Source organism: Kitasatospora sp. MAA19, assembly GCF_029894125.1.
Taxonomy (GTDB): domain Bacteria; phylum Actinomycetota; class Actinomycetes; order Streptomycetales; family Streptomycetaceae; genus Kitasatospora.
The window spans coordinates 144,384-159,357 of the sequence record NZ_JARXYZ010000001.1 but is presented as its reverse complement, the minus strand read 5'-3'; the positions used below and the strand labels follow the sequence as shown (position 1 = coordinate 159,357).

Here is a 14,974-nt window from a genome sequence, read left to right as displayed (position 1 = left end):
AGTACCCGGTGCCGGCATGCGGAATGCCTTCGGTGATGTCCAGGCTACTCTCGGTCCGGCCCGGACCCGGCATGGTCACGGCGGTGGGGTTCCCCGCCCGGCGCCTTCGGACGGACACGGCGGAACGGGCGGCGGCCGCTCAGACCCGCCCGTAGCGGATCGCCTGGTCGGCGAACTCCCGGGCCATCTCCTCGGAAACGGTCGGACGGGTGCGGTGGATGGCGTCCAGATAGTCCTGGGTGCCGGGTTGGGTCCGTTCCCCCGTGTCGAGGGTGTGTTCGAAGGTGCTCTGGGCGACCGCCATGGCGACCTGCCTGATGTCGGCGGGAGTGAAGCCCTCGCTGGCTTCGGCGAGGACCGCCGTGTCGGCGGCGGTACCCGTCTTCGCCGTGTAGCCGGCCCACAGCGCGTCGCGGGCCGCGGCGTCGGGTGGCCCGACCGGCAGGACGTAGTCGAACCGGCCGTGGCGCAGGAACGCCGGGTCCAGGGCGGCCACCGAGTTGGTGGCGCAGACGAGGAGCCGGCCGTCGCGGTCACGGAACCGCACGATCGACTTGAGGAGTTCGTTGACCACGCCGACCGACGCGGGGGCGGCGAGGCTGCGCGTACCGGCGACCTCCTCGACCTCGTCGATGAACAGCAGCACGTGGTCGAGCTGCGCCACCTCCTCGAAGCGGCGGCCGAGTTCGGTGGCCAACCCGTCCTCGGACGCGAGCCGGGAGGGGAAGAGCTCGATGAACGGCCAGCTGAGCCGACCGGCCACGGCCTTGGCGAACGTGCTCTTGCCCGTGCCCGGCGGACCGAACAGTACGACCGCGCGGGGCGGTTCCACTCCGTGGGCGTCCGCCAGCTCGGGGTTCGCCAGGGGCAGCACCAGCCGCCGTTCGATGAGCCGCTTCTCGTCGGCCATGCCGGTGAGCCGCTCCCAGAGGTGGGCTTCGGGCATGACCGCGCCCAGCGCCGCCAGGACCGTCGGGCCCTGGGTGCTGACGACCTCCGACTTCTCGAAGTACGTGAGCCCGCGGTGGGGGTGGAACCCGGAGTTGACCAGTGCGGTGGCGCCGGTCTCCTCCTCGGGCAGCACCGCTGCGACGATCCTGGCACCGGCGTCCCGCAGACGGTGCTCCAGTGCGGACAGCAGGGCGGTGCCGATGCCCAGGTTCCGCCAGCCGGGGTGCAGGGCGATGCGCAGCACCCACGCCCGGTCCCCGTCCACCCGGCCCACCGCCGCGCCCACGACCCGTCCGTCGGCCACCACGACGACGCTCGGATCACGGGCCTGCAACGCGGCGACCACGTCGGAGAGGCGGAAGACGGCGGTGCGGTCCGTGGTGGCGCTCTCCGCGTCGAGCCGGACCACCGCTTCGAGGTCGTCCGGTGTGAAGTCCCGGACATGCCATACAGCCATGTGCCGCTCTCGAACGTCGCGTGCTCCCGGACTTCCATCATGGGCCGACCCCGGCGTGGCCGCCCGCCCGGACGAGCGGCCACGGCCGGTCCGCGTCGGCGTCACGCCTGGCGGGCGCCGGCGATCCGGGCGGGGACGGTGCCGAGCCACCAGGTGGGGTTGGCGGTGCCGTCGGTGGTGCGGCCGTCGCGGTGCACGTAGTGGCGCACGTCGCGGCCGGCCTCGTGGAACGCGCCGTTCAGGGCGCGCTCGATCCACTCGGCACCGAAGCGGAACACCTCGGCGGCGGCCCCGCCCAGAGGGTGGAACTCGTTCTCGTAGACGCGGATCTCCTTGGGCGCGCGGATCCGCTCGTAGTTGGCCAGGGCCTGCTCGAGTTGGGTCAGCTCGTCGAACTCGCCGATGCCGTACAGGACCGGGCAGGTGATCTCCTGGACGAGGTCGCCGAGCGGCATGCGGTCGACCAGCTCGCGGTCGAAGGCGTCCTCGTCGGTGTAGCCGGCCATGAACATGTAGTTGTTCTTGAAGGTCGGCTGGGCCCGTTCGAAGATCGTCCGGAAGTCGCCGGTGACTGCCTCGAAGGCGGCCAGCGCGGCGAGCCGGCGGTCGGTGGCCGCGGCGCGCGAACCCCAGTAGCCGCTCATCGAGATGCCGAACATGCCGATCCGGGCCGGGTCGACCTCCGGGAGCGAGGCCAGGTGGTCGATGTAGCGGCTGATCGCCCGCTCGTAGTTGGTGAGGTCGACGGTGAGCCCGTTGGCCCGGCTCTCGCCCTGGCCCGGGCCCTCGATGGAGAGGGCGACGATCCCGCGCGAGGTGTAGTACCGCTCGGCTGCGTAGATGTAGTCCTCCTTGATCATGTCCATCCCCGGCCCGAGGATCACCGCAGGGGCGTCGCGCACCTCGCCGGCCGGCAGGTGCAGCAGGCCGAAGACCTGGTGGCCCTCGAAGTCCAGGACCACCCGGCGGACCCGGTTGTCGCGCAGCGCGCCAAGGCGCTCCACGCAGTGGTCGGCGTGCTCGCGGAAGGCGAGCTTGCGCGGGTCGGTGGCGTCGAAGACGGAGTACTGGGCGCGGCCCCACATCACCGCGGCGCGCACGTACAGGTCGGCGGCGGTCTGGGCGAAGCCGCCCCGCTCGTGGTGGGCGGCGCGCTCCTCGGCCTGGCCGGCCACGGTGGCCCAGGCCTTGGGGAGCATCGCGCCGCTCTTCACCAGCTCGAAGACCTTGTCGAAGTCGGTGTGGTCGTGGCCGAGCTGCTCCAGGGTGCCCTTGGCCTGAGGGTGCAGGGCGTCGAAACCGCCCTGGGCGAGGGCGATGTCCAGGGCCCAGCTCTGGCCGGTCGAACGAACAGTCATCACGGATGTCCTCTCTCGATGGGGTGCCCGGCAGCTGCCGCGCAGTGCCTAAGTACTTATCTATTAAGTACTTAGGCTAAACTGTTGTCAACTCACCCGCCGACCCGCCCCACGGAAGTCACCTCATGCCCGAGCCGCAGTCCGTCCCCACTCGCGATCACGCCCTCGACGAGCTCACTCGTGCCGCCTACAGCCTCAGCGCCGCCGACTCCCGCCTGCGCGGACGCGCCACCCGCACGCCCGGTGCGCTCTCCCTCACGCACGCGCGAGCACTGCGCGTCCTGGTCGAGATGGGCCCGCTGCCGATCGGCCAACTGGCCGCCGCCGCCGAGACCACCGGCGCCGCCACCACTCAGCTGGTCAACGGCCTTGTCGCGGCCGGCTACGTCACCCGTGAACGCCCTGCGGGCGACAAGCGGTCGGTCATGGTCACCCTCACCGACGCCGGCCGGCGCCGCCACCACGAACGTCAGGCCGTCCTGGCCCGGGCGCTCGACACCGCACTCGCGCATCACGATGCCGTTGACCTGGGCATCGCGACCGACGTGCTGCGGCAACTGGCCGCCGTCTACGACCGGCTGTGACCACGGTGCCGCCGGGCCGGGCCCGGCGATTGTTCGCGGGCACGGCGGCCCCGACCGGCGGCCCCGTTTCCGCCCCGATCGGGATCGTCGGGGCGACGGACGAGCCGGTGAACGCAGAAGGCCGCCGTTGGGCCGGGGTGCATGAGACCGGAACCGGGACCAGTCAGCCGTGTCGCTCCGTGGGCATCACCCCGTGGATGCGGGAGATGGTGAACACCCGGTCGGCATTCCGCAGATGGCACCAGGCGTGGAGGTGGGGAGCATCCAGTTCGAGTCGGCTGAGCGTGCGGACGGTCGTGGTGCCCGAGGTGGCCACGTACTCGATCGTGATGGCCTGACCGTCGTTGACGGCATGGGCCAACTGGCGGACGTCGGTGAAGGACAGGTTGCGCGCGTGCCCGGCGATGATCTCCTCGGTGTCGCTGTCGTAGGGGCGTCCGTCCCAGGGATCGGGCTCCGGGACGTCCTGCGGGGCAGCCAGCAGTCGGGCGGCGAGGCAGCTCAGGTCGACGGTCGTCCGGGCGTCGGCCGCACGGGCCTCCGTCCGCCGTGGCCGGGACGGGCCGCCGGGCGGGCGCGGGGGCGGGACCGGGCTCGCCGCGCGGTGACGCTGGGCCCGTTCGATCCGGACAGACCCGTCCGGCTTCTCGGCGACGGGGGCGTAGCCGACGGACCGCAGTGCCGAGAGCGTCTGGTCCGGCGGGGTCCGGCTGATCAGCACCGTCGGTGCCAGCTGCCGCAGCCCGAGCTGGGTGAGCTTGCGGTGGGCGGCCAACTCGGCGAGGAGGGCGGGCTCCTCACCGTGGATCACACAGGCGGCGGAGACGACGCGCACCCGGCCGTGGCTGCGCGCGGTGTCGTGGATCAGGTACGAGAGCGGCTGGGGGAGCGGTTCGACGGCGACGTCGGCCAGATCGGCCGTCAAGGCGTCGGGGGTCAGGCCCGCGTCGAGGGCGCGGCGGACGCTGGCCGGGCTGAACCGCCAGACGGACGCCGCACCGGCGCTCTCCCGGTCCGCGGCGGACTCCAGCAGGGTGAGGAGGTGCGCCGACGGTGTACCGGAGACCACGGCCGTCAGATCGCTGCCGAACCGGGCGGTCCCGCTGGCGGTGGGCAGTAGCCGTCGGCAGGCGTCGGTCAGCGCGTCGGCGTCGTCGGCGAGCAGGGCGGCCCCGATCGGGGACACGGCTCCGAGGGCGAGTGCGCCGAGCAGTTCCGCCTCCCGGATCAGGGTGGCGAACGGTCCGGTGTCCTGGGGGAGTTCGTCGGCGAGCGGGCGGAGCCACACGAGCAGCGCCCCCAGGTCGGCCGGGGCCGCCGCGCCTTCGCCGGCCGGGAGCTGTGACGCGGCGGTGAGCAGTCCGTGCCGGGCCTGGACACAGCCTCCGCAGGGCGGTGCCCCGGCGAGGACGGGCAGCGCCTTCCCGTCCTCGTCGCGGCTCCCGCCTGGGGTCAGCGGCAGTGTCCACCAGGCCTGGAGGAGCACGGCGAGCCGGTCGGCCGGTTCTTCCTCGGCCCAGGTGTCGTAGGCGGCGGTCGCCGCGACCCGGTCGCCGTCCCGGGCCAGCAGCCCGGCCGCGCTCGCCGCCTCCAGTACGAGGCGTACCAGGATCTCGTCGCACTGCGCCGCCTTGCCGATCCGGGACAGCTCGCGGGCACCGATTCCGCCGGCCTTGAGCCGGGCCGGTGGAGCGGCGGCGCACACCCCGAGGACGGATGCGGCGTGGGCGGCGAACGCCATCGAGGCGGCCGTGGCCTCCCGTTCGATCGAGGGGACGGTGGCGGGCACCGACCGCACACCGGGCGGGACGGGCGTGAACGGGGCGTGCCAGTCGGGGCCGCGCAGTGCGAGCGCCACCTCCGCGGGCATGCGGGCCGGCCCGTACCGGTGCCGGTCCCGGATCAGCAGTCCCCGTTCCACCGCCCATTGTTCGCCGGGTGTGGAGTCGGCCGGCGAACTTCCGAACATGATGAAGGCCGGTCGCTCCGGAGCCTCGGCCGCCCGCCGCTCAAGGAGCTTCCGGGTGGCCGCAGGGGCCTTGGCCACCAGGGCGGCGACCCGAACCGGATCGCTGTGATGGTCGATCAGCGCCGCCAGCCGCTGCTCTTTCCGGTTGGTGGCGGGTTTGACGTCGAGTTTCGCCAACATGCGGCCCAGATCGTCGGAGTTCGAGCCCGCGAGCAGACGCACGAGCGGAACATCGAGCCCCAGCGGCGAGCCCCACGCGTTCCGCAGCGGCGCCGCCATGTGCAGCAGGCCGTTGCCGGCCGGCCACACCAGAGCGCGATCGGCCAGCGCCGCCAGGACGGCGGCCAATCCGTGGGCGCGTTCACCGTGCGTCGCGTCCAGGAGAGCTGCCAGATCGTCCCGCGATGCGGCCGTCAACGCGGCGACGGCCTCCGCCACCTGAAGGCACGGCAGCGCGAGCCGGGGCAGCGCCAGCGCCACCGACGCCGGACGCTGAAGGCGGTCCGCCAGTTCACCGACCGATCGCGGCTCCGGAGCCGCCGCAGCGTCCGGGCGAGCCGCCAGGACCCGTTCCAACTCGGGTGCGCCGAGGCTGCGCAGCCACGTGGCCAGAGTCGATCCGTTCTTCTTGCTGATGGGGAACACCTCGCCGGGTAGGAACCGTCCTGTCCCGGCCTCGGCCGGGCACCTCAAGAATGGCGCACCACACGGAGACCGTGGATCGCAACCGGAACCACAACCAGGACCGCAACCGGGGCCGGATCGGGCGCCCTGGCAATGCGGCTACCCATGACGAAGCCGCGGCGTGGGTGGAGTCATCGTTCCGCTCCGTCCTCCAGGTTGTGGGTCATCCGTTCCAGGACGGTGACGGCGATCCGGTACTCCTCGCGCGTGATGCCGGCCGTCGACAGCTCGCGGAAGGCGTCGACGCGTTCGGCGACCTCGGCGAGGCGGGCGCGGCCGTCGTCGGTCAGGGTGAGGCGGCCCGGCTCCGGGCGGGCGGCCCAGCCGTCGGCGACGGCCGTCCCGATGGCGTCGGTCAGGGCGGTGGCATCGGCGTTGGCGGCCAGGACGGTCAGCACGTCGGTGTCGGTGGCCTGCGGGTCGTCCCCGACGACGTTGAGGACCTGCCAAGCGAGTCGGGTGAGGCCGAACTCGGCCAGCACGGAGTTCATGGCGGTGGTGAGGGCCTTGTCGGTGCGGTTGAGCCAGTAACCGATGGGCTTCATGCGGTGCTCCCGGGTGGGTCAGTGGTGCCGGGGTCGGGCGTTGCGGGGCAGCAGCCAGACGAGGACGCAGCAGGCAAGAGTGGCGACGGCGACCACGGCGAGGCTGTGGACGGCTGCGTTCGTGGAGCCGCCGGGGGTGTGGAAGTAGACGGTGGTGATGGCTGCGGCGCCGATGCTGTTGGCGAGTTGCGCGACGGCGGAGAGGGAACCGCTGGCGCTGCCCGACTCCTTCGGGCCGACGCCGCCGAGGGTGACCTCGTAGACGGTGCCGAAGCAGGTGCCGAGGCCGAGGCCGGTGACGAGGACCGGGGCGATGAGCATCCCTGCTGTCGGGGTGGTGGCCTGGATCAGGACAAGCAGCGACAGCGTCCCGGCCAGCGTGAGCAGCAACCCGACGAGGATGAGCGTGCGGCCGAGGCGGGCCGTCAGGCGGTGCGCGGCGATCGAGGCGAGGATGATGCCGGCGGCGATCGGGGCGAGGCCGAGCGAGGCCTGGGTCGGGGTGCGGTGCAGCCCGTCCTGGAGGAAGAGGGACAGGACGAGGAGCAGGCCGGCGACCGCCGCGTAGAAGACGAGGCCAAGGATCAGGCCGGAGGTGAAGCCGCGGTTCTTCAGCAGCGAGGGTTCGATGAGCGGGCTGGCGGCGCTTCGCTGGCGCAGGCAGAACAGGGCGAAGAGCAGGGCTCCGGCGGTGAGGGAGAGGATCGGGACGGGCGTCCAGCCGTGGCTGGAGCCGTCGATCAGGCCGTAGAGCAGGCCGAGCATCGTGGTGGCGAGCAGTCCGGAGCCCGGACCGTCGACGGTGACCGTCCGGTCGCCGCTGTCACGGGGCAGCAGCCGCGTGGCCAGTACGATCGCGAGGCCGCCGAGCGCGATGTTGATCAGGAACATGGAGCGCCAGCCGAAGCCGTCGATGAGGAACCCGGCGAGGACCGGACCGCTGATCGCCGACAGACCGAGGCAGGGGGCGAAGACTCCGAACGCCTTGCCGAGTTCGTGCGGGGGGAAGACCGCGCCGAGGATGCCGAAGCCCTGGGGGATCACGAGGGCACCGAAGGCTCCCTGGAGCAGGCGGAAGCCGATGACGGAGGCGGGGTCGAAGGCCAGGCCGCAGGCGACGGACGCGAGCGTGAAGCCGGTGAGGCCGATCAGGAACAGGCGGCGGCGTCCGAACTTGTCACCGAGCCTGCCGCCGACCACCAGCAGGACGCCCATGGCCAGGGCGTAACCGGCGCCGAGCCACTGGACGAGGGCGTCGCCGCCGTTCAGATCGGTGGCGATGGTCGGGGCGGCGACGTTGGTGATCGTCGCGTCGAGGAGGTCGAGGACGGCGGCGAGGAGGACGACGGCGAGGACGGCCCAGCGGCGGCGGTCGGTCGTGGTCTGCGGGGTGGCGGGGGCCTGGGTCAAGGCCGTGGACATGGAATCCCTCGGGTGGAGGGACGGGCCTTGTGGTGCGGGCCCGTCCGGATCAGTGCTGGGTGAAGGCGGGGGCGTTCTCGTGGGCCCACTGCCGGTACGTGCGGGCGGGGCGGCCGAGGAGGGTTTCGGTGGTGTCGGCGATGGCCGCCGGACCGTGGTCGGCGGCCTCCCACAGGTCGAGCAGTGCGGAGACCATCGGCGCGGGCATGTAGTCGCCCATCTGCTGCTGGGCCTCGGCGCGGGTGATCCGCTCGACCGGGATCTCACGGCCGAGGACGTCGGAGAGGACGGCGAGCTGCTCGCGGAAGGTGAGCGACTCGGGGCCGGTCAGGGTGACCGAGTGGCCGGTGAGGGAGGTGCCGGTCAGGGCCTCAACGGCGATGTCGGCGATGTCCTCGGGGTGGATGGGCGCGATGTGCGCGTCCGGGTAGGCGAGCTGGATCGGCATCGACCGGCCGATGACGTAGGCCCAGCCGAGGGAGTTGCTGGCGAAGGCGTCCGGGCGCAGGAACGTGCAGGTGAGATCGGAGGCGGCGAGGGCGCGCTCGACCTGGAGGCTGTGGCCGGCGATCGGGTCGTTCTCGGCGTCCGGGCCGAGGACGGAGGACGAGGACAGCAGGACGACGTGCTCGACGCCGGCGGCCTCGGCGGCCTTGGCCAGCTCGTGGACGCCGGCGGGCTGGGGGTAGAGGAAGACCTGTCGGACGCCGCGGAGCGCGGCGTCGAAGGTCTCGGGCCGGTCGAGGGCGAGCTCGACGGTCTCGACGCCCGCCGGGACGGTCAGTTCGGCGGGGCTGGCGCTGGCGGCGCGGACGGTGAGGCCGGCGGAGTGCAGGCGGCCGATGACGGCCTGGCCGACCTTGCCGCGGGCGCCGGTGATGAGGATGGTCATGAGGGGCTCCATTCGCTGCTTAACGACATATGCATGCTTCCATGCACACATTTGTAAGTCAACACATGCCTTCGTGGAGTCATCCATGTCTGTACGATGGGGGTCATGACGAAGCGCGAGCCGAAGACGGCGGACGAGCTGCTGGACGCCGTGGGTCCGGCCTTCGGGAAGCTGCGACGCTCCTCGCTCCTGGAGGTCGAGGACCCGATCTCCCAGAAGGACCTCAGTCGCACGCTGGTACTCAGGATCGTCCTGGAGGCCGAGCAGAACGTCCGGGAGAGCGTCCCGGAGAACGGGCTGGCCGGGCAGCCCGGTGCCGGCGAGATCACCGTCGGCGCGGTCGCGCGGCACCTGGGCGTGGACCCGTCGGTGGCCAGCCGCATGGTCTCCGACTGCATCTCGGCCGGCTATCTGATCCGTGCGGCCTCCCAGCAGGACGGCCGCCGCACCGTCCTCCGACTGAGCCCCGACGGCCGTGAGCTGATGGCCCGCTTCGGCCGCCACCAGCGCTCGGCCTTCGAGTACATCACCGCCGACTGGACCGAGCGGGAGCGCCTGGAGTTCGCCCGCCTCATGCTCAAGTACGTCGACTCCCAGGACGCCCTCCGCCACCGACTCCCCGGTGAGGACGCTCCGCGCTGAGCCGTCCCGGCGGCTTGCCCTGGACGGTGAACTGCGGGCACGACGAAGGCCCCTGGAAACCGCCGTCGACGGCCTGCTGATCAGTGGGTCGGAGCGGCTTCTCGATCAAGGGTGCGCTTGATCACTCGGATCCCCTGGTCGACCATCTCGGCGATGGGCTCCCCGAGGCTGTCCGGCGTCACGTCGATGATCCAGACGAAGTGACTGCGGCTCTCGGTGTCGCTGAGGACCTGCATGGACGCGTGGTGGTGCGTGGGCTCCAGGGAGCCGCCGACCACCGCGTAGGCGATGCGCCGGGCCTCGTCGTCAAGGTCGACGATCAGCTCGTGCACCACGATCCCGCTCGCGAAGGTCACGATCCTGATGTCGCCCTCGACGCGGGTATCGGTGACAAAGCCCGGCGCGAGGCGTTTGTGGACCTCACCGAAGTCTCGGATGGCGGCCCAGACGTTTTCGGGGGAGTCGTCGATCAGGATGTCGCGGTGGATGGATGCCATGGGTTGGTCTCCTCTGCGCGGGCTCAGTTGCGGGTGGTGGCGGCTGTGAGGCAGAACGGGTGGCCCTCGGGGTCGGTGAGGACGATCCACTGACCGTCGCCCGGCTGGAACTCGGGCCGGGAAGCTCCGAAGCCGAGCAGTTCCCCGGTCGCGTCGTCCAGGTCGGTGACGGTGAAGTCGAGGTGCATGTGCTTGGCGCCGTCGGGCCAGCCGGGCGCCTGGTAGCCCTCGTCGCGGACGAAGGCGAGCTGGACCGGGGTGCCGTCGCCGTCGCCCAGCGACGCGAACTCCTGGTCGCTGTAGGTGATCTCCCACCCGGTGGCCTTTTGGTAGAACGCGGCCAGCGCGGCCGGATCGACGCAGTCGATGACCACAGTGCTGAGCTGCTTGAGCACGGGCATGCCGATGACTCCTGATGTCGGTACTGGCGAGGTGCGAAGGAAACGGCCCCTCGCACCCCGCCAGCGTGCTCCCGGCGGCAGGCCCTCGTCTTGAACATCCTTGCGCTGCTGTCAGACCCGCCGCGTAGCGTCCGCAGGGTGCTCACTGCCGTTCCTGTCGCCACCCGTCCCGACTTCGGCATCAGCTCGGTGACCTGCCGCGACGACCACACTCATTGGTCGGTACCGGAAGTCCGGGGCGACTACCGCGTGGTGCTCGTGCGCCGAGGCCGGTTCCGCAGGATGGCCGCCGGCGTGCCCGCCGAGATCGACGCGACGCTGGCCTACGTGGGGATCCCGGGAGAGGAGGAGAGCTTCGCCCACCCCGCCGGCGGCGACGTCTGCACGGCGATCAGCGTGACGCCGAAGCTGTGGCGCTCACTGGCCGGGGAGATCACAGGGCAGGCCGCACACACGGTCTACGTCGACCCAAGCCTGGACCTGACCCATCGCCGGCTGCTCGCCGCTTCTGAGTCGGGAGATGTCGACTACGCGCTCTCCGAGGAACTGCTGGCTCTCCTGTCGACCGCCATCGGCCGGATCTCGCCCGGCCGGACACCGATCGCCGAAGCGCGCGCCAGACACGACCAGGGCCTCGTGGCAGCCGCCCGCGAGGCGATCACCGAAGCAGACCCGGCCTCGGACACGCTGTTCTCCCTGGCCGAGTTGCTCGGCGTCTCTCCCTACCGGCTGAGCCGGGCCTTCCCGCGTGAGCTGGGCGTGTCGGTGACTCGCTACCGTCACCGCGTCCGTATCGGCAGGGCCCTCGACCGCATCGAGGCAGGCGAACAGAGCCTCAGCACCCTCGCCGCCGACCTCGGCTACGCCGACCAGGCTCATCTGACCCGGACCATGCGCCACTACCTGGGCCACACGCCGACGGCGGTGCGACGGCTCCTGGCGTCCGCACACTGACCATGCCGACCTTGGCGGGGCGGGGCCGACCGAGACGGAGAACGACGAAGGCCCGGACCGTCGAAACGGTCCGGGCCTTCTGCCGGCGGAGGATACGAGATTCGAACTCGTGAGGGGTTGCCCCCAACACGATTTCCAATTCTCCCGAACGCTGTCCGCCGGGGTTCGTACCCGTCCTGACCTGGGGTGAAGCGGGGCGCTGCCCAGGCTCTGAACCTCGCTGGACTGCGGTGAATGAGACCAGAACTGAGACCACGGGCGGCAACTTCACCACCGTGACGAGGTCGGCCCGGGCACGAGAAGTGTCCGGGCCGGCGCCACGCGTGTGGATTCACGCGTTCCGCAGCCGCAGGATCGTGCCCCCGAGGAACAGCGCGGTCGCCGCCCAGAGGGCCAGAACGCCGAGGCCCGCCCAGGGGCCGATGGGGAGATGGCTCAGGTTCGTCGTCGCCTGGATCGCGAGGCCCGCCGGCATCGGGCCGAGCCGTGCCAGCAGCCGCTGCAGGTGCGGCTCGGTGACGACATGGCTGAGCAGCGGGAAGAGGTAGAGCAGCGCCAACACGACGCCCGCCGCGACCGCCGCGTCCCGAACCGCGACGGCGACGCCGAGGGTGAGCAGGCCCACTAGGACCAGGTAGAGCACCGAGCCGGCTGCCGCGCGCAGGGTCGGCCCGTCGGCGAGGGAGAGCTGGGTGTAGCCGTGGGCGGGGGTGTACCCGGCGCCCGGCAGGAGCAGGTGTCCCGCGAGGATGGAGGCGAGCACGGCGACGCTTCCGACTGCGAGGACCGTTCCGCTGAGCACGGTGGCTTTCGCTGCCAGCACCGTGCCGCGCCTGGGCAGTGCCACAAGCGTGGTGCGGATCAGGCCGGTGCCGTACTCGCCGCCCACGAGCAGGAGGGCCGTGACAGCGGCGAGCGCCTGGCTCACCGACACCCCGGCCAGGCTGAGTCGCACCTGGTCCTGACCGCAGCCCGACGCCGGGCACGGGACGCTCGCGGACACAGCCGCGCCGACGCCGACCGTGACGAGAACCAGGCCGAGCAGCAGCCAGCCGTGTCCGGCCTCGGTGCGGAGCTTCGTCCACTCGGCGCGGCAGGCCCGGCGGAACCCGATGGTGTCGACGCCACTCATGCGTCCCTCCGGCGCAGCAGCATGGCTGCCGCCGCGAGAGCGAGCGCGCTCCAGGTACCGAGCACGGCGAGGCCTCCCCAGGGGGAGAGCGGGAAGTAACCCGACGAGGGAGCGTAGACGCTGAGCACCTGGTCGTGGCGCGGCAGGGTCTGCTGGACGGCGAAGCCCGCCGCCGGGGTGAGCCGGAGCACCCACTCGGCCGGGCCGCTCGGAAGCATGCCACCAAAGGCGAGTAGGTGCGGGAACACCGTCGCGGCCACCACCGCGGTGATCGCTGTGGCGCTGCGCCGCAGCACCACACCGAGGGCCAGCGACAGGACCGCCGTCGCGGCCAGCAGCAGCCCCGTGCCGAGTGCCGCGCGCGCCTGGACCGCCGTGGGTACGGTGAGCACGGCGAAGTGGGTGGCGTGCGCCCGCAGTTCACCGAGCGGGATGCTCACGGTGGCGGCTGCCGCACCGACGGCGAAGGCGACCGTCGCGACCACCGTGGCCTTTGCAGCGAGTGTCCTGCTGCGGTGCGGTGTCGCCGCGAGGGTCTGTCCGAGCAGCCCGCGGCGGTACTCGGTGGTGACGAACTGCACGGCCACCACTGTCAGTACGATCAAGCCCACGAACGTGCCGACGAGGAAGGTCTCCACGGTGAATGCCGGTCCGAGCGCCGGCCCGCCGACCACGGGGGCGATGTCGCCCGCGCCGGTGACGGTGAAGCCCTCGCCGGTCGTCGCCGTCCAGCCGCCGATGGTGCCGGGCGCGTAGCTGCCCGAGGTCCCGGCGTCGCCGCCCACCTGCCCGCCCTGCCATCCTCCGGCCGCCTGCCCCCAGGCGCCGCTGAGCGTTACGCGACGGAAGTCTCCCGTGGCCGTGGCCGGACTGCTGCTGCCGCCACCACTCGCCTGTACCGCCGCCGGGGCGGCGACGAACAGCCCCACCTGCACCGTTGTCGCCGGCTCGGGGAGCCGCGCGGCGCCGACCTCGGTCCAACGCACGCCGTCGATTGAGTCAAGGCCGATGACTGTCCTGCCCGTCCGGACGAGCCGCAGCCAGCGCGGCTCGGCGGCCGAGGGGCTTCCGGCCAGGCCCGCGCGGTCGTGCGTGAAGTCGTTCTGCATCCGCACCCCATGCGCGCCGGTGACCATCATCGCCGCGTAGGGTGAACCCTGGTCGAGACTCTCCTTGACCAGGATCCCGGCCTTGGACCACGGGGTGACGCCGGACGTGTTTCCGCCCGGCCCACCCGCCGGATCAGCCAGTACGCCAGTCAGCGCTGTCACCAGGACTGTGATGCTGCCGTCGCCGGTCAGTGCCCGGTGCACGAAGTAGAAGCTGTCGTTGACCGCCTCGCCGCCGGGGCCGACCGGGAGCGCTGTCACGCCCTGTGGGTGCTGGTTCGACGAGGCCGTGCCGACCAGCAGGAACAGCACGGACGCCAGCATCGCGCCGACGGAGCCCAGCACCCAGCCGCGCACGGTGCGGAACTTGGTCCACTCGGCGTGCAGCGCCCTCATCGCTCCACCCCCGCCGCCGAGTCGGCACTCCGGTACTGGACGGCATCCCCGGTGAGCGCGAGATAGGCCTCCTCCAGCGTCACGCGGTGGGTGGCCACTTCGGCGAACGGCACCGCCGCCGCGGTGAGGCGTGCGACGATCGCCTCGCCTGGCAGCCCGGTGATGCCGAGGGTCCCGGGTCCGGTCACCTGCACGGTGGCGCCGGTGTGCGACAACACCTCGGCGGCAGCGAGCGGTTCGGAGGTGCGCAGCATCACCCGGCCGGCCGCGACCCCGGCCAGCAGCTCGCGCACACCGGTGTCGGCCACGACCCGGCCGCGCCCGACCACCACCAAGTGGTCCGCGACGTCCTCCAGCTCGCCCATCAGGTGGCTGGAGACCAGTACCGCGCGGCCCTCGGCCGCCAGCGAGGTGAGCAGGCCGCGGATCCACCGGATACCCTCCGGGTCCAGGCCGTTGAACGGTTCGTCCAACATCAGCGCGGGCGGGTCGCCGAGCAGCGCCGCCGCGATGCCGAGCCGCTGACGCATGCCCAACGAGAAGCCGCCCGCCCGGCGCCGTGCCGCGTCGGCCAGCCCCACCTGCTCCAGCACCTGATCCACCCGGCGCGCCGGCAGGCCCTGTGAATGCGCCAGCCACAGCAGGTGGTTACGGGCGGTCCGGCTGGGCTGCAGCGCTCCGGCGTCCAGCAGCGAGCCCAGCCGCGTCAACGGACTGCGCAGGCTCCGGTACGGCCGGCCGCCGACCAGTGCGCGGCCCGCGTCGGGTGCGTCCAGACCCAGCACCACCCGCATTGTGGTGGACTTGCCCGCGCCGTTCGGACCCACGAACCCGGTCACCCGACCGGGCCGGACCGCGAACGTCATCCCGTCCAGTGCCTGCGTCGCCCCGAAGCGTTTCCGCAGGCCCGCCACCTCGATCCCGACGTCGTCCCTCATCGCGGCCGCCCGTCCTCTCCCTCAGTCTTCGACTCCGGGCACC

14 protein-coding genes are annotated in these 14,974 nt (G+C 72.1%); 3 read left to right on the top strand and 11 right to left on the bottom strand.

All coding sequences use genetic code 11. From position 1 onward, the window contains the following. Nucleotides 1-139 precede the first annotated feature (139 nt). Together P3T27_RS00685 and P3T27_RS00680 are read right to left on the bottom strand one after the other, a co-directional pair. A complete protein-coding gene (locus P3T27_RS00685; RefSeq protein ID WP_280673536.1) occupies nucleotides 140-1,408 on the bottom strand; it encodes a GNAT family N-acetyltransferase in 1,269 nt (422 codons plus the stop codon). 101 nt (nucleotides 1,409-1,509) lie between these two features. Then, nucleotides 1,510-2,766, bottom strand: a complete 1,257-nt coding sequence (locus P3T27_RS00680) for an alpha/beta hydrolase (protein ID WP_280673534.1) — start codon at nucleotides 2,764-2,766, stop codon at nucleotides 1,510-1,512. A 125-nt stretch (nucleotides 2,767-2,891) separates the two neighbouring features. On the opposite strand from P3T27_RS00680, the gene P3T27_RS00675 reads away from it, so the two are divergent. Further along, a complete protein-coding gene (locus P3T27_RS00675; RefSeq protein WP_280673532.1) occupies nucleotides 2,892-3,350 on the top strand; it encodes a MarR family transcriptional regulator in 459 nt (152 codons plus the stop codon). A 163-nt stretch (nucleotides 3,351-3,513) separates the two neighbouring features. Here P3T27_RS00675 and P3T27_RS00670 read toward each other — a convergent pair whose 3' ends face one another. From P3T27_RS00670 to P3T27_RS00655, 4 genes are all read right to left on the bottom strand, one after another. Further along, entirely contained in the window at nucleotides 3,514-5,964 is a 2,451-nt protein-coding gene (locus tag P3T27_RS00670) for a helicase C-terminal domain-containing protein (protein ID WP_280673530.1), read from the bottom strand. Nucleotides 5,965-6,134: 170 nt separating this feature from the next. After that, a complete protein-coding gene (locus P3T27_RS00665) occupies nucleotides 6,135-6,548 on the bottom strand; it encodes a MarR family transcriptional regulator (RefSeq protein ID WP_280673528.1) in 414 nt (137 codons plus the stop codon). Between the two features lie 18 nt (nucleotides 6,549-6,566). After that, nucleotides 6,567-7,970: a DHA2 family efflux MFS transporter permease subunit gene (locus P3T27_RS00660; RefSeq protein ID WP_280673526.1), complete on the bottom strand. Its 1,404-nt coding sequence runs from the start codon at nucleotides 7,968-7,970 to the stop codon at nucleotides 6,567-6,569. Nucleotides 7,971-8,019: 49 nt separating this feature from the next. Further along, nucleotides 8,020-8,862 (bottom strand): NAD(P)H-binding protein, encoded by an 843-nt coding sequence (locus P3T27_RS00655; protein WP_280673525.1) that lies wholly within the window; start codon nucleotides 8,860-8,862, stop codon nucleotides 8,020-8,022. A 105-nt stretch (nucleotides 8,863-8,967) separates the two neighbouring features. Here P3T27_RS00655 and P3T27_RS00650 point away from each other — a divergent pair, with 105 nt between their 5' ends. Then, nucleotides 8,968-9,504: a MarR family winged helix-turn-helix transcriptional regulator gene (locus P3T27_RS00650; RefSeq protein WP_280673523.1), complete on the top strand. Its 537-nt coding sequence runs from the start codon at nucleotides 8,968-8,970 to the stop codon at nucleotides 9,502-9,504. 80 nt (nucleotides 9,505-9,584) lie between these two features. On the opposite strand, the gene P3T27_RS00645 is transcribed toward P3T27_RS00650, so the two are convergent. Together P3T27_RS00645 and P3T27_RS00640 are read right to left on the bottom strand one after the other, a co-directional pair. Then, nucleotides 9,585-10,001 carry an SRPBCC family protein gene (locus P3T27_RS00645; RefSeq protein WP_280673521.1) on the bottom strand — a complete coding sequence of 139 codons (417 nt, stop codon included), beginning with the start codon at nucleotides 9,999-10,001 and terminating at the stop codon, nucleotides 9,585-9,587. Nucleotides 10,002-10,024: 23 nt separating this feature from the next. Beyond that, nucleotides 10,025-10,402 (bottom strand): VOC family protein, encoded by a 378-nt coding sequence (locus P3T27_RS00640; RefSeq protein WP_280673519.1) that lies wholly within the window; start codon nucleotides 10,400-10,402, stop codon nucleotides 10,025-10,027. Nucleotides 10,403-10,540: 138 nt separating this feature from the next. On the opposite strand from P3T27_RS00640, the gene P3T27_RS00635 reads away from it, so the two are divergent. Further along, a complete protein-coding gene (locus P3T27_RS00635; RefSeq protein WP_280673517.1) occupies nucleotides 10,541-11,356 on the top strand; it encodes an AraC family transcriptional regulator in 816 nt (271 codons plus the stop codon). 331 nt (nucleotides 11,357-11,687) lie between these two features. Here the strand turns inward: P3T27_RS00635 and P3T27_RS00630 are convergent, their stop codons facing one another. From P3T27_RS00630 to P3T27_RS00620, 3 genes are read right to left on the bottom strand one after another with little or no spacing between them, the layout of a single operon-like run. Next, nucleotides 11,688-12,488 (bottom strand): ABC transporter permease, encoded by an 801-nt coding sequence (locus tag P3T27_RS00630; protein ID WP_280673515.1) that lies wholly within the window; start codon nucleotides 12,486-12,488, stop codon nucleotides 11,688-11,690. After that, a complete protein-coding gene (locus P3T27_RS00625) occupies nucleotides 12,485-13,993 on the bottom strand; it encodes an ABC transporter permease subunit (RefSeq protein ID WP_280673513.1) in 1,509 nt (502 codons plus the stop codon). The genes P3T27_RS00630 and P3T27_RS00625 overlap by 4 nt, the downstream gene beginning before the upstream one ends. After that, nucleotides 13,990-14,931: an ATP-binding cassette domain-containing protein gene (locus tag P3T27_RS00620; protein WP_280673511.1), complete on the bottom strand. Its 942-nt coding sequence runs from the start codon at nucleotides 14,929-14,931 to the stop codon at nucleotides 13,990-13,992. The genes P3T27_RS00625 and P3T27_RS00620 overlap by 4 nt, the downstream gene beginning before the upstream one ends. Between the last annotated feature and the right edge of the window lie 43 nt (nucleotides 14,932-14,974).